Origin of the sequence: Rhodoferax saidenbachensis (genome assembly GCF_001955715.1) — a bacterium.
In the GTDB taxonomy this organism is placed as follows: domain Bacteria; phylum Pseudomonadota; class Gammaproteobacteria; order Burkholderiales; family Burkholderiaceae_C; genus Allorhodoferax; species Allorhodoferax saidenbachensis.
This window is the reverse complement of the sequence record NZ_CP019239.1, coordinates 2,756,128-2,771,827: the sequence shown is the minus strand read 5'-3', so window position 1 is coordinate 2,771,827 and position 15,700 is coordinate 2,756,128. Positions and strand designations below refer to the sequence as shown.

At 61.5% G+C, this 15,700-nt stretch carries 18 protein-coding genes; 5 read left to right on the top strand and 13 right to left on the bottom strand.

The genetic code is table 11. The features are described from left to right. Positions 1-8: 8 nt before the first annotated feature. The 5 genes from RS694_RS13200 to kynU all read right to left on the bottom strand — a co-directional run bounded on the left by RS694_RS13200 (position 9) and on the right by kynU (position 4,713). Positions 9-1,070, bottom strand: a complete 1,062-nt coding sequence (locus RS694_RS13200) for an aldo/keto reductase (protein ID WP_029707197.1) — start codon at positions 1,068-1,070, stop codon at positions 9-11. After that, the gene (locus RS694_RS13195) at positions 1,067-1,417 is read right to left on the bottom strand and encodes a TIGR04076 family protein (protein WP_029707198.1); all 351 of its coding nucleotides are present in this window, start codon (positions 1,415-1,417) and stop codon (positions 1,067-1,069) included. The genes RS694_RS13200 and RS694_RS13195 overlap by 4 nt, the downstream gene beginning before the upstream one ends. Before the next feature lie 199 nt (positions 1,418-1,616). Next, on the bottom strand, positions 1,617-2,471 hold the full coding sequence (locus RS694_RS13190) for a FadR/GntR family transcriptional regulator (protein ID WP_029707199.1): 855 nt from the start codon (positions 2,469-2,471) through the stop codon (positions 1,617-1,619). A 45-nt stretch (positions 2,472-2,516) separates the two neighbouring features. Then, positions 2,517-3,401 carry a tryptophan 2,3-dioxygenase gene (gene kynA, locus RS694_RS13185; protein ID WP_051391829.1) on the bottom strand — a complete coding sequence of 295 codons (885 nt, stop codon included), beginning with the start codon at positions 3,399-3,401 and terminating at the stop codon, positions 2,517-2,519. Between the two features lies 1 nt (position 3,402). After that, positions 3,403-4,713: a kynureninase gene (gene kynU, locus RS694_RS13180; RefSeq protein WP_029707201.1), complete on the bottom strand. Its 1,311-nt coding sequence runs from the start codon at positions 4,711-4,713 to the stop codon at positions 3,403-3,405. A gap of 122 nt (positions 4,714-4,835) precedes the next feature. On the opposite strand from kynU, the gene RS694_RS13175 reads away from it, so the two are divergent. Continuing rightward, a complete protein-coding gene (locus RS694_RS13175; RefSeq protein WP_029707202.1) occupies positions 4,836-5,312 on the top strand; it encodes an Lrp/AsnC family transcriptional regulator in 477 nt (158 codons plus the stop codon). Between the two features lie 6 nt (positions 5,313-5,318). Here the strand turns inward: RS694_RS13175 and RS694_RS13170 are convergent, their stop codons facing one another. The 5 genes from RS694_RS13170 to RS694_RS13150 all read right to left on the bottom strand — a co-directional run bounded on the left by RS694_RS13170 (position 5,319) and on the right by RS694_RS13150 (position 9,423). Then, a complete protein-coding gene (locus RS694_RS13170; protein WP_029707203.1) occupies positions 5,319-5,630 on the bottom strand; it encodes a YkgJ family cysteine cluster protein in 312 nt (103 codons plus the stop codon). Further along, on the bottom strand, positions 5,623-6,456 hold the full coding sequence (locus RS694_RS13165; RefSeq protein WP_029707204.1) for an AraC family transcriptional regulator: 834 nt from the start codon (positions 6,454-6,456) through the stop codon (positions 5,623-5,625). Before RS694_RS13165 ends, RS694_RS13170 begins: the two co-directional genes overlap by 8 nt. A gap of 23 nt (positions 6,457-6,479) precedes the next feature. After that, on the bottom strand, positions 6,480-7,097 hold the full coding sequence (locus tag RS694_RS13160; RefSeq protein WP_029707205.1) for a LysE family translocator: 618 nt from the start codon (positions 7,095-7,097) through the stop codon (positions 6,480-6,482). A gap of 95 nt (positions 7,098-7,192) precedes the next feature. Beyond that, complete coding sequence (argF, locus tag RS694_RS13155) at positions 7,193-8,110, bottom strand: ornithine carbamoyltransferase (RefSeq protein WP_029707206.1); 918 nt, start codon at positions 8,108-8,110, stop codon at positions 7,193-7,195. A gap of 104 nt (positions 8,111-8,214) precedes the next feature. Then, positions 8,215-9,423, bottom strand: a complete 1,209-nt coding sequence (locus RS694_RS13150) for an aspartate aminotransferase family protein (protein WP_029707207.1) — start codon at positions 9,421-9,423, stop codon at positions 8,215-8,217. A gap of 241 nt (positions 9,424-9,664) precedes the next feature. Between RS694_RS13150 and RS694_RS13145 the strand changes: the two genes are divergently transcribed. Beyond that, positions 9,665-9,988: a DUF3579 domain-containing protein gene (locus tag RS694_RS13145; protein WP_029707208.1), complete on the top strand. Its 324-nt coding sequence runs from the start codon at positions 9,665-9,667 to the stop codon at positions 9,986-9,988. A gap of 82 nt (positions 9,989-10,070) precedes the next feature. Then, a complete protein-coding gene (locus tag RS694_RS13140) occupies positions 10,071-10,370 on the top strand; it encodes a flagellar basal body protein (protein WP_029707209.1) in 300 nt (99 codons plus the stop codon). Positions 10,371-10,486: 116 nt separating this feature from the next. On the opposite strand, the gene rpsT is transcribed toward RS694_RS13140, so the two are convergent. Then, positions 10,487-10,786, bottom strand: a complete 300-nt coding sequence (gene rpsT, locus RS694_RS13135) for a 30S ribosomal protein S20 (RefSeq protein ID WP_029707210.1) — start codon at positions 10,784-10,786, stop codon at positions 10,487-10,489. 210 nt (positions 10,787-10,996) lie between these two features. On the opposite strand from rpsT, the gene murJ reads away from it, so the two are divergent. Further along, a complete protein-coding gene (murJ, locus tag RS694_RS13130) occupies positions 10,997-12,556 on the top strand; it encodes a murein biosynthesis integral membrane protein MurJ (RefSeq protein ID WP_029707211.1) in 1,560 nt (519 codons plus the stop codon). 18 nt (positions 12,557-12,574) lie between these two features. Next, positions 12,575-13,426 carry a SirB1 family protein gene (locus RS694_RS13125; RefSeq protein ID WP_029707212.1) on the top strand — a complete coding sequence of 284 codons (852 nt, stop codon included), beginning with the start codon at positions 12,575-12,577 and terminating at the stop codon, positions 13,424-13,426. Between the two features lie 12 nt (positions 13,427-13,438). On the opposite strand, the gene RS694_RS13120 is transcribed toward RS694_RS13125, so the two are convergent. Together RS694_RS13120 and purM are read right to left on the bottom strand one after the other, a co-directional pair. Beyond that, the gene (locus RS694_RS13120; protein WP_029707213.1) at positions 13,439-14,320 is read right to left on the bottom strand and encodes a ParA family protein; all 882 of its coding nucleotides are present in this window, start codon (positions 14,318-14,320) and stop codon (positions 13,439-13,441) included. 155 nt (positions 14,321-14,475) lie between these two features. Further along, a complete protein-coding gene (gene purM / locus RS694_RS13115; protein ID WP_029707214.1) occupies positions 14,476-15,519 on the bottom strand; it encodes a phosphoribosylformylglycinamidine cyclo-ligase in 1,044 nt (347 codons plus the stop codon). Positions 15,520-15,700: the final 181 nt, after the last annotated feature.

The following is a 15,700-nucleotide window of genomic DNA, read 5'->3' as shown; positions in this document are numbered from 1 at the left end:
AAGGGGGGTCAGGTTTTATTCAAGTCGTATTTCATGATCCGGCCATGGGGACCGGTCTTGTCACGTTCCAGGCTGTAGGTGTCTCCACCAGGCCCTGGTGATGTAGCAAGAATGGGGCCTAACAATGCGTGATCCGCAGAGTCCAGCTTCAATGTGAAAACATTCAGTGCGTCGCCAATGTGGTCGCCATAACGCGCACCGACGATGGCAGCAGCCACTGCCGGTTGATCGAGTACCCAGCGCGTGGCGACGGTGGAAATGCTCACACCATGCCGGTCTGCAATGGATTTGAGTGCACGCAGCAATGTCTGAAATGCAGCCCAACCTCCGAACTCTTCAATGATGAGTTTGTATTTCACGAGTGAGCGATTGCCGAGGTCCGTGTTGGGTTCACTCTGGTTCAACCAGCGCTCCGACAGGAAGCCACCGGCCAGCGTGCCGTAGCACAGCAGATGCATGCCATGGCGCGCACCCAGACCCGCGAGTGTGTGCGCGGGACGCCGGTCGAGCAGCGAGTACTGCACCTGCATGCTGACCAGTGGCACGTCTGCCTGCAGCATGGCTTGTGTGGACGCCGTGTCGAAGTTGGTACCACCCAGGTGAGCGATAAGGCCTTCCTTGCGCAGCGTGTTCAGGGTCTGGGCCACAGCGACAAAATCACCGGTCTGGTAATCCCACCAGTGGAACTGCACCAAGTCGAGTTGTTCAACCTGCAAGCGCTGCAAGGAACGCGTCACGATGCGGCGGACATACGCTTCATCGACGTGGGCCAAGTCACCATAGTCGGGCACGAATTTGGTGTGCACTTGCAACCGACTTGTGTTGGCTACACGTTGGCGTGCATTGAACTCGCCGTACATGGCTTCGACGCCGGTGTAAATGTCTGCACCGTCCACCGTGTTCAGGCCGACTGCAACAAACGCAGCCATGTCGGTCAGCGCGCGTTCGCGGTTTACTTCACCATGGTCGCCGGCCAGTTGCCAGCCGCCGCGGATGATGCGGGGTATGCGGTAGCCGCGTGTCAGTTCAATGGTTTCCACGGTGTGTGTTGCGGGTGAAGTGATGTTCATGGAGTAGGGGTTTCGGGCAGCGGTACTGCGGTGGTGTCTGCATGGCGGAAAGTGCGTTTGCCGATGCGTGTAATGCGAAAGCGGGTTGGGCAGTGCGGGTCGGGGCAGGCTACTTCTGCATCGGTGCTCATCCAGTCGTTGGGATGGGTTGGCCGCTGTTTGGCAGGCAGCAGCGGCAACAAGGCTGCAAGCGAGTACATTGAGAAACCTTGGCCTTCGGGGAAATGCAGCATTTCGCCCCGGACTTCAAACCAGTCGCCGACCTTGGCGTTGCACTGGATTTTTTTGTCCGTCGGCGAAACGACTTCAACGCGCAGGTCAAACAGTTCGAACTCGTCAGTATTCATAGGCACCTACCAAGGCCGCGGCCAGAATTTAAAAAACTAAGTTTGGTATAAAAATATACTGAACTTAATAAATTATTTGCCGTTATATGAATACTGTCAATACTATTTTTGGGTTCGTGTAAAAAAATCTACGATGGCCACAACGCACGTGCGCCAGCCTCCCCAGTTTGGGGCGCGAAGTGCAAGCGAGCTGTGGAGGCTAGCTGGCTTTTTTGCCGGCGGCCTTGCGTGGCGCTGGTGCTGCACCCAGGATGTTGCTCTTGGCCCCTGCCACCTGCGTCAGAGCGCGGCGGCGCAGGCGCTTGCCGGTCGCGCGTTCCCAGGCTGCTTCCAGCACGCCAATCCGGTCGGCAGTGGCCTGGTCGATTTGCTGGGGGTCACCGCTCTCGATGGCGGTCAGTGACGACGCCAGCGTCTGGGTGGAAACGGAAATGTCAGGCAGCTCGCGCAGCGCCAACATGCGCACCATTTCAATGCGCCGCAACATGACGTCCATCATTTTGACCAGCATGGGGTTTTGCGTGGCCCGCGCCACGGCGACATTGAATCGCGTGCTGGCCAGCGTCATGAGTTGCGCGCCTTCGTTGGTGATCTTGCGGCCGCGGAACCGTTTGACCGTCTCTGCGCTGAGGTTGACCGCGCTGCGCATGCGTTCAAAGTCGGAAGGGGTGCCGTACATCGCGGCCAGGCGTGCAATGTGGGGTTCAAACAGGCGGCGTGCTTCGAGGGTGTTTTCCAATTCGTCAAGCGGCAGGTCCAGCAGAGGCACACCGGAAAGATCGGACGGAATCTGTTCACTGGTGACAAAGATGCCGCCTGAAGAGCCGGGCACCACCTCCACAATACCGGCCTGCACCAGGAGCTTGATGGCCTCCCGCAAGGTCGGGCGGCTGACGCCTAGTTGGGCCGAAAAGTCCTGTTCTGAAGGCAGCCGCTCGCCCACCCGCACGTCACCGGCGCTGATGGCTTCCGTAATCCGGTAGGCCACGATTTCGCAGGGCCGTACCAGTTGTACGGGCTGAAATTCGAAACGGGTTGGTTTGATGCGCGCCACAAAGCCTCCTAAGCGGTCGCATCGTACTTCAACCCCATGACAGGGCTACAAAGCCGTGCGCAGCGTCCAGATCTCGGGGAACAGCACCACGTCCAGCATCTTGCGCAGGTAGCTCACACCGCCGGTGCCACCGGTGCCGCGCTTGAAACCAATCACGCGCTCCACGGTGGTGACATGGCGGAAGCGCCAGAGGCGGAAGGCGTCTTCTAGGTCGGTCAGCTCTTCGGCGAGTTGGTACAGGTCCCAGTTCGATTCGGGCGCGCGGTAGACCTGTAGCCATGCGGCTTCCACTTCGGGGTTAGCCACGTAGGGTTGGGTCCAGTCGCGTTGCAGATGGCTGGCAGGAACTGCAATGCCGCGGCGCGCGAGCAGTTTGAGCGCTTCGTCATACAGCGACGGTGCTTCGTAAGCCGCCTGCACCATGGCCAGGCGTTCGGGCGCATGGGCGTGGGGTTTGAGCATGGCGGCATTTTTGTTGCCGAGTGCGAACTCGATGCAGCGGTACTGGAAGCTCTGAAAGCCGCTGCTTTGCCCCAGGTACGGCCGCATGGCGGTGTACTCGGGTGGCGTCATGGTGGCCAGCACGTCCCATGCGTGCACCAACTGCTCCATGATCTTGCTGACGCGCGCCAGCATCTTGAACGCCGGGGCCAACTGGTCATTTGCGATGTTGGCGATGGCAGCGTTGAGCTCATGCAGCATCAGCTTCATCCACAACTCGCTGGTTTGGTGCTGGATGATGAACAGCAGTTCGTCGTGCGTGGGCGAAAGCGGTTTTTGCGCCGACAGGATAGTGTCAATCTGCAGGTAGTCGCCGTAGCTCATGCTCTTGCTGAAATCGAGCTGGGCTTTCTCTTCGGCGACGATGGCCTCGCCCGCTGCGGGTGAGGATGTTGCGTGCATGGGGCAGCCGGAAGTGGGGTCGCTCATATCAGGTCACCGCGTGTTTTTGGTTGAACTCGGGCTTCTTCCACTCTTCGGTTTCCAGCACCTGGCGCAGGTGTTCCACCGCATTCCACACATCTTCATACCCCACGTACAAGGGTGTGAAACCAAAGCGCAGGATGTCCTTATGGATACCGCCGTCACCGGCGCGGAAGTCGCCAATCACGCCGCGTGCGATCAGCGCCTGGACGATGGCAAAAGCGCCAGAACCCAAGTCACCACCGGCATCGTGTTCACGTGTCAGGCAGACCTGCGAGCCGCGTTGTGCATGGTTACGCGGTGTGGCCAGCCCCAGGCCAAAGCCCTGGCAGCGCTCTTCCACGAGCTGGATGTAGAGGTCGGTCAGTGCGAGTGACTTGGTACGCAAGGCCCCCATGCCACCCAGCTTTTCTGCTGCGGCAAAACAGTCGAGGCCGCACTCCAGCAGCGACAGGCTCACCACAGGTTGTGTGCCGCACAGGTAACGCGTGATACCACCGGCCGGTTGGTAGTCGGGCGTGAAGGCGAAAGGGGCGGAGTGGCCAAACCATCCCGAAAGCGGCTGCCAGCAACGGTCGGTGTGGCGCGGGTGCACCCAGACAAAGGCTGGCGCACCGGGACCGCCATTGAGGTATTTGTAGCTGCAACCCACAGCAAAGTCGGCATCCGCATCGCGCAGACCCACGGGTACTGCGCCCGCACTGTGTGCCAGGTCCCACACCATCAGCCCGCCCGCCTTGTGGACGGCGGCGGTGACGGCGGCCATGTCGTGCATGGCACCGGTGCGGTAGTTCACATGGGTGAGCATCAGCACCGCCAGATCGGCGTTGATGCTGGCGGACACCTCTTCAGGCTCTACCAGCTTCAGCGTGTAGCCGTGCTGGTTGCACAGGCTTTGTGCGATGTACAGGTCGGTGGGGAAGTTGTTGCGTTCGCTGACCACCACACGGCGCTGGGGTGCGTCTTCTTTGGTAATGCTCAGCGCGGCGCTCAGGGCCTTGTAGAGGTTGATGGAGGTGGTGTCGGTGACGACCACTTCACCGTCGCCCGCGCCGATCAGGCGGGCCACTTGGTTGCCCAGCTTGTGCGGCAGGTTGACCCAACCCGCGGTGTTCCAGGAGCGGATCAGGCCCTGGCCCCATTCCTGCGCCACCACTTCCGCAGCGCGTGCGGTGGCGGCTTTGGGCATGACGCCCAGGGAGTTGCCGTCCAGGTAAATGAGCTCCTTGGGAATCGTGAACAGGTCGCGCAGGGAGCGCAGGGGGTCTGCAGCGTCGCGTGCGCGGCAGTCGTTCAGGGAGAGGGGGGAGGTGGCCATATGGTCAGGGGATAAGTGGTTTGATTAATTATGTGTTGGGATTCAAAAAGTGTTGATATCTAATCTTTGAAATAATGAAAATGGACTAAATTAGTCTCTATGAGGGAAAAATTGGAAAAATAATGCAGCAACTCAGCGATAAGGCCGACCGCCTGCTTCTGCGGGCCTTGCAGGACAACGCCCGGCTCACCTCGGGTGAACTGGCGCAGATGGCCAATTTGTCGCAGTCGCCGACATGGCGGCGCGTGAAGCAACTGGAGGATGCGGGAACCATCAAGGGCTACCACGCGGCGCTGGACCGGCGTGCGCTGGGCTATAGCGTGCTGGCCTTTGTGCTGATTGGCATTGACCACCAGAATGAAACCTCGTCGCAGGCATTTGTGCAGGCGGTGTCGGAAATACCCGAGGTGGTGCAATTCCACGCGATTTCGGGGCAGGCGGATTTTCTGGTGGGCTTGGTGGCGCGTGATCTGGACCATTACTCCGAGCTGCTGCAGCGCAAGCTGCACCGCCTGCCCGGTGTACGCCAGGTGCAGTCGCATTTCTCGCTGCAGGAATTCAAGGGGCAGATGGCCGATCTGCCAGTGCCACTGGACTGAGGCGGTTCAGCCCAGTGCCGGCAGCCCATGCCTGCTGCGGGCGCGCTGGCAGGCATCGCTGCCTTCCTCAAACTCGCGGCAGGGCGAGGGGCGCCATTCGTAAATGCCGCAGGCGATGGTGCCACCTACTTTGCCTGTCAGGGCTGCGCAGCGGGGTGGACTGTGGTCGGTACCGCGCATGCGGCACAGGCTGCTGTTCACGTCCACCGTCAGCCCCGAAGGCACATGGCCGCCCATGTCGTCGCTTTCGTGTACCGAAAAATCAACCCGGAAACTGGCGCAGCAGGCGCCGCAGCTGGTGCAGGCAGAGTCAGCCACGGGACGATGCGGGGCGATGGTCGCCCTGGTAGTTTTTGGGCGTGGTGGCGTGGCGCTTTTTGAACTGGCGCTGAAAGTGCGCTTGGTCGGCAAAGCCCAACTGGTGCGCCACATCGGCCAGGGCGGCACCTTGCTTGAGCAACTGCTTGGCCAGGTTGAGCCGCAGGTCGATCTGGTAGGCGTGTGGCGTTTGGCCGTAGGCCTGCTTGAATTTGCGGATCAGCGCAAAGCCGTCGAGCCCGCTGGCGACTGCCAGTTCGGCCAACGCCAGGGGCTGCTCCACGCGCGCATGCAGCAGGTCGCGTACCCGGGCCAGGCCCTGCTGGTTTGAAGTATTTTCGGGCTCCAGCCCGCGTGGAACCAGCACATGCTGCTCTAAAAATTGAAGCAACTGCTCGTCTACCTGCAGTGGATCTGGCGTGCCTACCAGAGTGTCGAAGAGTTCGGTCAGCGCACCAAAGAGGGCGGCATCGTCACTGTGGTGGCGTGCCAGCGCCAACTGCCGGGGTGTGGCTTGCGCATCAAACGGCAGAAAACTTTGGTGCACCCACAACGCGTCCACATACAGCATGCGGTAGGACCAGGGCTGTTGCGGGACAGGGTTGCAGGCATGGGCCAGTCCGGGTTCCATCATCACCGTCATGCCGGGACGCAGGGGCACGGCGTGTGCGCCATGGAGGTAGGTGGCCGCGCCCGCATCAATGCAGCCCAGCGAGTACTCGGCGTGTGTGTGGGTCTGGTAGCTGTCGCTGGCCTGTATGGTGGTGCGCAGCTCCAGGTGCGGCAGGCTGGCGTAGCGCGTGAAGGTATGCGGGCTGGCAGGCATGTCCGGATGGTAAATCGAAACCCTCAGAGCAAGTCCACCATGTCCAGCACCGTGAGTACCAACAGGCCGGCCATCACGCGGTTGAACAGGCGCTGGTGGTGGATTGGCTGTAGCCACTGGCGGATCAGCGTGCCCAGCGCCGCCCAGCAGGCCACGGAGCCGAAACAGACCACCCCGGAGATGGCGCAGAACAGCCAGAGCGTGGTGCCGGCTTCCGCACCCGCCGGCACAAACAGGCTGACACCCGACAGCGCCACCAACCAGGCCTTGGGGTTGAGTCCTTGGGTGAGTGCGCCTTGCAAAGCGCCGTGTTGCCAGTGCGTTCCCGGTGTGGCTGCATCGGGGGTGTACTGGGTCTGCGTGGGAGCGCGCGCAATTTTGAAAGCCAGGTAGAGCAGGTACAGCGCACCTGCGTACTGCGTGGCAGTGGTCAGTGCGGGCCAAGTCTGCAGCAACCACTGCATGCCGCCGCCCATGAGCAACACCACGGCGCAGTAGCTGAGGCTGGCGCCCGCCACATGGGGCAGGGCGCGCAAGAATCCATGTCGGGCGCCCTGGCTGGACGCGATCACATTCACCGGTCCCGGTGAAATGGCCCCGGCCAGGGCAAACAGAGCCATCGATATCCACACTGCAGGCATTGCAAACTCCATCCTTGTTGGTCAAGGTTTGGAGTGTTGCTGCGCGTCAGTGTTTTGTATTGAACGAAATTGCGAAACGGGACGCAGCAAGTCGCCTACAGCTTGCCCAGCAAAAGGTACTCCATGAGTGCCTTTTGCACATGCATTCTGTTTTCTGCCTCGTCCCAGACCACGCTCTGCGGTCCGTCGATGACTTCGGCCTCCACCTCTTCACCGCGGTGGGCGGGCAGGCAGTGCATGAAAAGGGCATCGGGTGCGGCGACGGCCATCATCTCGCGGTTCACACACCAGGCGGCAAAGGCTTTGCGGCGCACTTCGTTTTCGGCCTCGTAGCCCATGCTGGTCCAGACATCGGTGGTAACGAGGTCGGCACCGCGGCACGCATCCATCGGTTTGCTATAGGTTTGATAGCTGCCTACGCCCATGCTGTCTGGGCGCGCGGCCGTTTTTTCATTGACTTCGTAGCCGCTGGGGGTGCTCACGCGCAGGTGGAAACCCAGCAGGGCTGCGGCCTGCAGCCAGGTGTTGGCCATGTTGTTGCCATCGCCCACCCAGGCCACGGTCTTGCCCGTGATCGGGCCACGGTGCTCGATGTAGGTGAAGATGTCGGCCAGGATCTGGCAGGGGTGGAACTCGTTGGTCAGGCCGTTGATGACAGGCACACGCGAGTTGGCGGCAAAGGCCTCCAGCTTGGTCTGCTCGTAGGTGCGGATCATCACGATGTCGGTCATGCGGCTGATGACCTTGGCGCTGTCCTCGATCGGCTCGGCGCGGCCCAACTGGCTGTCGCCCGTGGTCAGGTGCACCACACTGCCGCCCAACTGGTACATGCCGGCTTCAAAACTCACACGCGTGCGTGTGGAAGCCTTCTCGAAAATCATGGCCAGCGTGCGGTCTACCAGCGGGTGGTGTTTTTCGAAGGTTTTGAATTTCTTCTTGATCAGCGCGGCGCGCTCCAGCAGGTAGTGGTACTCCTCGGTCTTGAAGTCCGCAAACTGCAGGTAATGCCGCACCGGCGGTGCACCCAGGGGCAGGGTGCTGGGGACAGCTGCGTGAACAGAAGAACCTTCGCCCCGAGGGGCTGCGGTGCGAGCGCCTTCGGGCGGCCGGGCGGCGCTCATGCAGCCTCCTTGAGCAGGGCAGAGATCAGCGGGCACAGGATGGTCACAATCTCGTCGGCCTCGGCACGGCTCAGAATCAGCGGTGGCACCAGGCGGACCACGGTGTCGGCGGTCACGCTGATCAGCAGGCCGGCGTCCACCGCACGCTGCACCAGCGCACCGCAGGGTTTGGCCAGATCAATACCCAGCATCAGGCCCAGTCCCCGGATTTCCTTCACGCCGCCATTGGCAATCTCGGCTGCCAGCGCGGTTTCCAGGCTGGCCTTCAGGTAGGCACCCACCTTCTCGGCGTTTTCCAGCAGGCCTTCTTCTTCCATGATGCGGATGGTTTCCACACCGGCGCGCATGGCCAGCGGGTTGCCGCCAAAGGTTGAGCCGTGGTTGCCAGGCTGGAAGATGTTGGCTGCACGCGGCCCGACCACCACCGCACCGACCGGCACGCCCGATCCCAGGCCTTTGGCCAGGGGCATGACGTCGGGCTTGATACCGGCCCACTGGTGCGCAAACCACTTGCCTGTGCGGCCCATGCCGCACTGCACTTCGTCAATCATCAAGAGCCAGTCACGTGTATCGCACAGGGCGCGCACGTCGCGCAGGTAGTCCATGTGCATGGGGTTGACGCCGCCTTCGCCCTGGATGGCTTCCATGAACACCGCGACCACATTGGGATTGCCTTCGGTGGCGGCTTTGAGTGCGGCCAGGTTGTTGACCGGCACGCGGATAAAACCTTCCACCAGCGGGCCAAAACCGGCCTGGACCTTGGGGTTGCCGGTGGCGCTGAGCGTGGCAATGCTGCGGCCATGGAAGGCTTTTTCGTAGACCACGATCTCGGGGCGCTCAATGCCTTTGTCGTGGCCAAACTTGCGCGCCAGTTTCAGTGCGGCTTCGTTGGCTTCCAGGCCGGTGGAGCAGAAGAACACATTGGTCAGGCCGGAACGCTCCACCAGCAGGCGGGCCAGCACTTCCTGGTGCGGCACGTGGTAGTAGTTGGAGGTGTGGATCAGCTTGGTGAGCTGGTCCTGCAGCGCGGGCACCAGCTTGGGGTGGTTGTGGCCCACGGTGTTGACGGCAATGCCACCCAGTGCGTCCAGGTACTCGCGGCCATTGGTGTCCCACACGCGGCAACCCTGGCCATGCGAAAGGGCAATGGGCAGGCGGCCGTAGGTGTTCATCACGTGGGGTGAAGATGGTGTGGCGGAAGGCATGGCAAGGCTCCGTGGTTTGACTCAAAAACAAGGCGGCCCAACATGAACAAAGGCAGGTTGGGCCGTTGAAGCCTGATTTTAGGCGCATCGCACAGGGGCCTTGGGTGCTCATTTCTCATCACAGTGATGCGCCCGGGCGGCGTGGGGCTGTCATTTCGCAGACAGCGGAGGAGGGTAGAATTCTTGTGCGGTGCAGCACCTCTAACGCTGTCGCAAACAGCTCACCGCCTTCATCCAATCCATGGTTTCCACCGCTTCCAAAGAACTCTATATCCTGGGCGTTACTGCGCAGGGCAAGACCTTTCGCCCCAGCGACTGGGCGGAGCGTTTGGCGGGGGTGATGAGTCCGTTTCGACCCGGTGGCCCGCAGCCCGGCAGCCATCTGGGCTATTCGCCCTGGTGTGTGCCCACCTCGATCGGGCAGGTCAAGTGCGTGATCATCCACCGCGACCTGCGTGACCACGATGTGATGGCCTGGGACTTTTGCCTGAATTTCGCCAAAGACAACGAATTGCAGGTCAGCGAGACCCGCCCCGTACCGCCAGAGCGCTCCGAAAGGGGCTGAAGCCCTGGCCGGTCCTGGGGGATTCCTCTGGACGGCGCTTTGTGATTCAATGCTGACATCCTCCACCCAGGCGGGGTTTCCCATGAACACTATCGCTTCCACAGCACTCTCTGGTATCAACGCGGCGCAGACCCAGTTGGACTCAGCCGCACACAATGTGGCCAACGTCAACACCAAGGGCTTCAAACGCCAGGAAGTGGAGCAAAAGGAGCAGGTCGGTGGCGGTGTCACCACCAGCCTGACCAAGGCCGAAATCGAAGGCGCGGCGCTGGAGGCCGACATGGTCAACCAGTTACAGGCCAAAAATGCCTACGCGATCAACCTGCAGGTTTTCAAGACCAGCGACAAGATGGCGGGGACCTTGCTGGACACCAGCGCCTGACCTTGCAAAGTGAGCGGGCAACAAAAAAGCCGTCCTAAGACGGCTTTTTTGCTTTGCTGACAGCGCACCCGTTACAAACGGCAGATCCCGGAGGATCTGTGCGATTTGCCTAAAAATTAGGCGGCGAGAGCCAAGGTCTTCACCTTGGATGCCAGACGGCTCTTGTCGCGAGCGGCCTTGTTCTTGTGGAAGATGCCCTTGTCGGCGACGGTGTCGACAACAGCTTGCATCTTCGCAAACAGTTCTGCGGCTTTGGTCTTGTCACCAGCCAGAACTGCCTTCTCAACGTTCTTGACCGCAGTACGGTACTTGGAACGCAAAGAGGTGTTTGCAGCGTTGATCTTGATGTCCTGACGGACGCGTTTACGGCCCGACGCGAGGCGTGGGTTCTTTTTCTTGGGTTTGGTAGATGCCATAGTATGTTTTCCTTGTGTCGTAGGATGTTGTCAGCAAAGCCCGCGATTGTACCATTTGGCACCTGACCGAGCAAATTGGCCAAGATGTGCGCGTGAGAGCAACCCGCCGCCGGGCCGCCCCAAGGCGGGTTAGCCCCCTTGGGGGGGCAGCGACCCGCGCAGCGGCGGAGCGTGGGGGCAACATGCACGCGTGGGGGCTACACTTGCCCGGTGAGCCTTCTTAAATCTGCCTCTACCGTATCCCTGTGGACCCTGGTATCCCGTATCACCGGCCTGGTCCGCGAACTGCTGGTCGCCGCCACCTTTGGTGCCAGTGCCATGACCGACGCCTTCAACGTGGCGTTTCGCATTCCCAACCTGTTTCGCCGTTTCTTTGCCGAGGGGGCTTTCAGCCAGGCCTTTATCCCGGCGCTGGCAGCCAGCAAGGAGCAGGACGGCGAAGAGGCGACCCGGCAGGTCATCAACCACGTGGCGACGGTGCTGGCCTGGGTGCTGGTGCTGGCCAGCGTCGTGGGCGTGCTGGCTGCGCCCTGGCTGGTGCTGGCCATGGCCAGCGGGTTGCGCCAGGACGGGTTTGCGGCCGCCACGTCGATGACACGCTGGATGTTCCCCTACATCGGCTTCATGTCCATGGTGGCGCTGTCGGCGGGTATTTTGAACACCTGGAAACGGTTTGCGGTGCCGGCGGCCACGCCGGTGTTGCTCAATGTGTCCATGATCCTGGCGGCCTGGCTGCTGGCCCCCTGGCTGGCAGGGCGGGGTGTGGAGCCTATTTATGCCATGTCTGCCGGCGTGCTGGGCGGCGGGATTCTGCAACTGGGTGTGCAAATTCCGGTACTGCGCAGCCTGGGTCTGCTGCCACGCATCAGCCTTCGCTGGAGCCAGGTACGCCTGGCTTGGGCGGACCCGGCGACCAAGCGGGTGGTGCACCTGATGCTGCCGGCCTTGCTGGGCGTGGGGGTGGCGCAGTTGTCCATGCTGATCAACACCCAGATTGCCTCGCACCTGGCGCCCGGCAGTGTGAGCTGGATCACCTATTCCGACCGACTGATGGAGTTCCCCACCGCCATGCTGGGCGTTGCGCTGGGTGTGGTGCTGATGCCGCGGCTAGCGGCGGCGCGGGCCAAGAACGACACCGCGCAGTATTCCGACATGCTGGATTGGGGCCTGCGTTTGGTGGTGGTGCTGGCCGTGCCCAGCGCGGTGGCACTGCTGGCTTTTGCCCAGCCGCTGGTGGCAACGCTTTACCACTACGGTGCTTTCAGTGCGTTTGATGTGCAACAGACCACCACGGCGCTGATGGGCTGGGGCGTGGGGCTGGTGGGCATTGTGGCCATCAAGGTGCTGGCACCCGGATATTTCGCCAACCAGGACACGCGCACGCCGGTGCGTATTGCCATTGCCGTGCTGGTGATCACCCAGATTCTGAATTACCTGCTGGTACCGTATTTCCAGCACGCTGCGCTGACCCTGTCGATTGGTCTGGGCGCGCTGATCAATGCGACGTGGCTGCTCCTGGGGCTGCTATCGCGCAAGAGTTACCGGCCACGTCCGGGTTGGGGCATCTTTGCGCTACAGGTGCTGGCTGGCAGCGCGTTGTTGGTGATCTACCTGCTGTGGGCGGCGCAGGAGTTTTCATGGATAGGCCTGCGCGCCGAGAGCTTCAAGCGCATCGGCCTGATGGCGCTGGTGCTGGTGGGGGCTGCCGGGGTGTACCTCGGCGCCATATGGGCCGCGGGCCTGAACCCGCGGCAGTTTTTGCGACGGTAAGCGAAAGCGAGGTCTGCAATGCATCTCTCATTTGATGTGCCCACGCCGCTGGATTACTTTGCGGCCCTGGTGGAGCGTGATACGGAGTTCGCGCTGTTTGAAGCTGCCTTGAGCCTGGCCCAGGACGAATACCCGGAATTGGATGTGCAGACCGTGCTGGCCGATGTGGACCAGTTGCTGGCGCGGGTGCGTCGCCGCCTGCCGGCCGATGCTGGGCCCCTGCAGAAATTCCGGGTGCTCAACCAGTTCTTTTTCAATGACCTGGGTTTTGGCGGCAACGTCAACGACTACTACGATCCGGACAACAGCTTTGTCCATGTGCTGCTGCGTACGCGCCGCGGCATTCCCATTTCATTGGCCGTGTTGTGGATCGAACTGGCGCAAGGCTTGGGCTTGTCGGTGCAGGGCATTGGTTTTCCGGGCCATTTCCTGATCAAGGTGAATTTGCCCATGGGCCAGGCGGTGATCGACCCCCTGACGGGCAAGTCCTTCAGCCGTGAAGAACTGTCTGAAATGCTGGATCCGTACCGACGTCGCAGCGGTCTGGTGGACGAATTTGAGGCGCCGCTGGCTTTGTACCTGCAGCCGGCACCATCGCGTGAAATCATCGCCCGCATGCTGCGCAACCTCAAAGAGATCTACAAACACCAGCAAGACTGGCAGCGTTTGCTAGCGGTGCAGGAGCGTCTGGTGGTGTTATTGCCGGAATCCTGGTCCGAGTACCGTGACCGGGGGCTGGCCCACGCCGAATTGGGCCACGCCAGCGAGGCCCTCGCAGATTTGGAGTGTTACCTCACCCATGCCGACAATCTGGTGGACGTGGATGCGATTGCCGACCAGGTGGATGCCCTGCGCCGACAAAAAGGCTAAGTTGTCGCCGCGCTACTGACGCAGCAGGAACTGGGGCACTCCCGCGCGCTCGGCGCCATTCGTGGGGCGCGATGCAGCGTCTGTGGTTGCGAGTGGCCCGGGGCGGGCAAACGCATAGAGGTTGCCGTGTACCAGTCCTTCCTGAGCGGGCATCAGGCTCGCTGCCCGCGTCGCGTTCATGCGCTGGGCGGGGGCTTCCACTTCCGCCACAGGTTTGATGGGTTCGGGGGGGGGCGCCGGGCGTGTCTGGGGCGCGTGGGTCACTTTCACAATCGGGCTGAGCCATTCCAGTATCGGGTCCCACTGCAGCAGGTCGCCGCTGTGGGCCTGGCCTGGCAGGTCGAACATGGTCAGGCCGTTGTCCAGGCTTTTGACGTATTGCTGGGTCTCGCGCAGCACACCCAGAAACGGCACATTCAGCCCCAGCGCCCATTCCCGCAAGGATTCTGCTGCCTTGGTGCGGGCGTCGACACGCATGCCCACAATGCCCAGCTTGCAGCGCCCCGAGGCCACCCGGGGCAGGGCCAGCAGTTCGGCGTGGCACGCAGCAGCGGATTCGCGGTCAAACATGGAATTGCACACCGGCATGACCACGGCGTCGGCAGACATGACGACTTTGGCTAACTCAAACCCGTGCATGCCGCCCGGGGTATCCAGCACCACGTGGGTGACGCCCGGAGGGACCTTGAGTACGTTTTTCTGGTCTATGGCCCAGGGAACGATGCCAGGCAGTTTTGCGTCACGCCGCTTGAGCCAGGCGCGCGTGGATTGTTGGCGGTCTACATCGCCCAGCATGACAGCCAGCCCCTGGCGAGCCAGCCACGCAGCCAAGTGCGTGGCCATGGTGCTTTTGCCACTTCCACCCTTGCGATTGATCACTGCAATGATCGGCATTGCGCGCTCCGTATAGCCAATAGAGGACAAAGTTTGGAACAAAAAGTGCCAAAAGTCCAGTAAATACGTGCGTGGGCAGCTATAAATTTACTAGCAAACCCTCAGGGCAAGTCGAGTCGCTGTGCCGGAATCAAAGCCCCGGTGGGCGGCAAAGTTCAGGCGACGATGACGGAAGCGCCCGTGCCTTGGGCCGCAATGGCACCAATCGTGTAGACCTTTTCACCAGCGGCGCGCAGGGTGGCGGCGGTGGCTTCGGCGTGGGCCGCATCCACCACCACAACCATGCCGATGCCGTTGTTGAAGGTGCGGTTCATCTCGATGTCGTCGATGCCGGCGGTCTGTTGCAGCCACGCGAAAAGTTCGGTCTGCGGCCAGCTGCCCTTCTTCAAATGGGCGGCCGTGCCTTCGGGCAACACACGCGGAATGTTCTCCAGCAGACCGCCGCCGGTGATGTGGGCCAGGGCCTTGATCGGGTGTTTTGCCAGCGCGACCAGCACATTGAGCACATACAGGCGGGTGGGCTCCATCAGCGCCTGCTTGAACGGTTTGCCGTCCAGCGTGGCGGGCGCGGAAGCGCCTGCGCGTTCGATGCATTTGCGCACCAGGCTGAAGCCATTGGAATGCACGCCGCTGGAGGCCAGGCCCAGCACCACATCGCCAGGTTTCACGTCAGCACCGGTCAGGATTTTGGATTTTTCGACCGCGCCGACGCAAAAACCGGCCAGGTCGTATTCGCCCGCGGGGTACATGCCCGGCATTTCGGCGGTTTCGCCGCCAATCAGTGCGCAACCGGAGAGTTCGCAGCCCTTGGCAATGCCGCCCACGACCGCTGCGGCGGTGTCCACGTCCAGCTTGCCGCAGGCAAAGTAGTCCAGGAAGAACAGGGGTTCGGCGCCTTGCACCAGCACGTCGTTCACGCTCATGGCCACCAGGTCGATGCCCACGGTGTCGTGCATATTCCACTCAAAAGCCAGCTTGAGCTTGGTGCCCACGCCGTCGGTACCACTCACCAAAACGGGTTCCTTGTAGCGCTTGGGGACCTCAAACAGCGCGCCAAAGCCGCCAATACCGGCCAAAACACCTTCGCGCATGGTCTTTTTGGCCAGCGGCTTGATGCGCTCGACCAGGGCGTCACCGGCGACGATGTCAACGCCAGCGTCTTTGTAGGACAGGGGAGTGGAGGAGGAAGATTGGGTCATGAAGCGTGGATTGGGCGGTCTGATGGACCGAGCCCTATAGAATTTGCCCAGATTTTAGCTTCGACTTAACAAACCCTCCGGTTAGTTGTTAGTCTCCGCTGAAGCTTTGCTTTAGCTTCGACGTAACAAGTCCCTTGGACAATTGTTAGTCTTCGCTAAAACTGCGTTTAAAGATCGATCC

What these genes read in the sequence shown, in the direction of transcription:
- RS694_RS13200 (WP_029707197.1), bottom strand. Translation starts at nt 1,070, where the DNA reads ATGAACATCACTTCACCCGCAACACACACCGTGGAAACCATTGAACTG.
- RS694_RS13195 (WP_029707198.1), bottom strand. Translation starts at nt 1,417, where the DNA reads ATGAATACTGACGAGTTCGAACTGTTTGACCTGCGCGTTGAAGTCGTT.
- kynA (WP_051391829.1), bottom strand. Translation starts at nt 3,401, where the DNA reads ATGAGCGACCCCACTTCCGGCTGCCCCATGCACGCAACATCCTCACCC.
- kynU (WP_029707201.1), bottom strand. Translation starts at nt 4,713, where the DNA reads ATGGCCACCTCCCCCCTCTCCCTGAACGACTGCCGCGCACGCGACGCT.
- RS694_RS13175 (WP_029707202.1), top strand. Translation starts at nt 4,836, where the DNA reads ATGCAGCAACTCAGCGATAAGGCCGACCGCCTGCTTCTGCGGGCCTTG.
- RS694_RS13165 (WP_029707204.1), bottom strand. Translation starts at nt 6,456, where the DNA reads ATGCCTGCCAGCCCGCATACCTTCACGCGCTACGCCAGCCTGCCGCAC.
- RS694_RS13160 (WP_029707205.1), bottom strand. Translation starts at nt 7,097, where the DNA reads ATGCCTGCAGTGTGGATATCGATGGCTCTGTTTGCCCTGGCCGGGGCC.
- RS694_RS13150 (WP_029707207.1), bottom strand. Translation starts at nt 9,423, where the DNA reads ATGCCTTCCGCCACACCATCTTCACCCCACGTGATGAACACCTACGGC.
- RS694_RS13145 (WP_029707208.1), top strand. Translation starts at nt 9,665, where the DNA reads ATGGTTTCCACCGCTTCCAAAGAACTCTATATCCTGGGCGTTACTGCG.
- RS694_RS13140 (WP_029707209.1), top strand. Translation starts at nt 10,071, where the DNA reads ATGAACACTATCGCTTCCACAGCACTCTCTGGTATCAACGCGGCGCAG.
- rpsT (WP_029707210.1), bottom strand. Translation starts at nt 10,786, where the DNA reads ATGGCATCTACCAAACCCAAGAAAAAGAACCCACGCCTCGCGTCGGGC.
- RS694_RS13125 (WP_029707212.1), top strand. Translation starts at nt 12,575, where the DNA reads ATGCATCTCTCATTTGATGTGCCCACGCCGCTGGATTACTTTGCGGCC.
- RS694_RS13120 (WP_029707213.1), bottom strand. Translation starts at nt 14,320, where the DNA reads ATGCCGATCATTGCAGTGATCAATCGCAAGGGTGGAAGTGGCAAAAGC.
- purM (WP_029707214.1), bottom strand. Translation starts at nt 15,519, where the DNA reads ATGACCCAATCTTCCTCCTCCACTCCCCTGTCCTACAAAGACGCTGGC.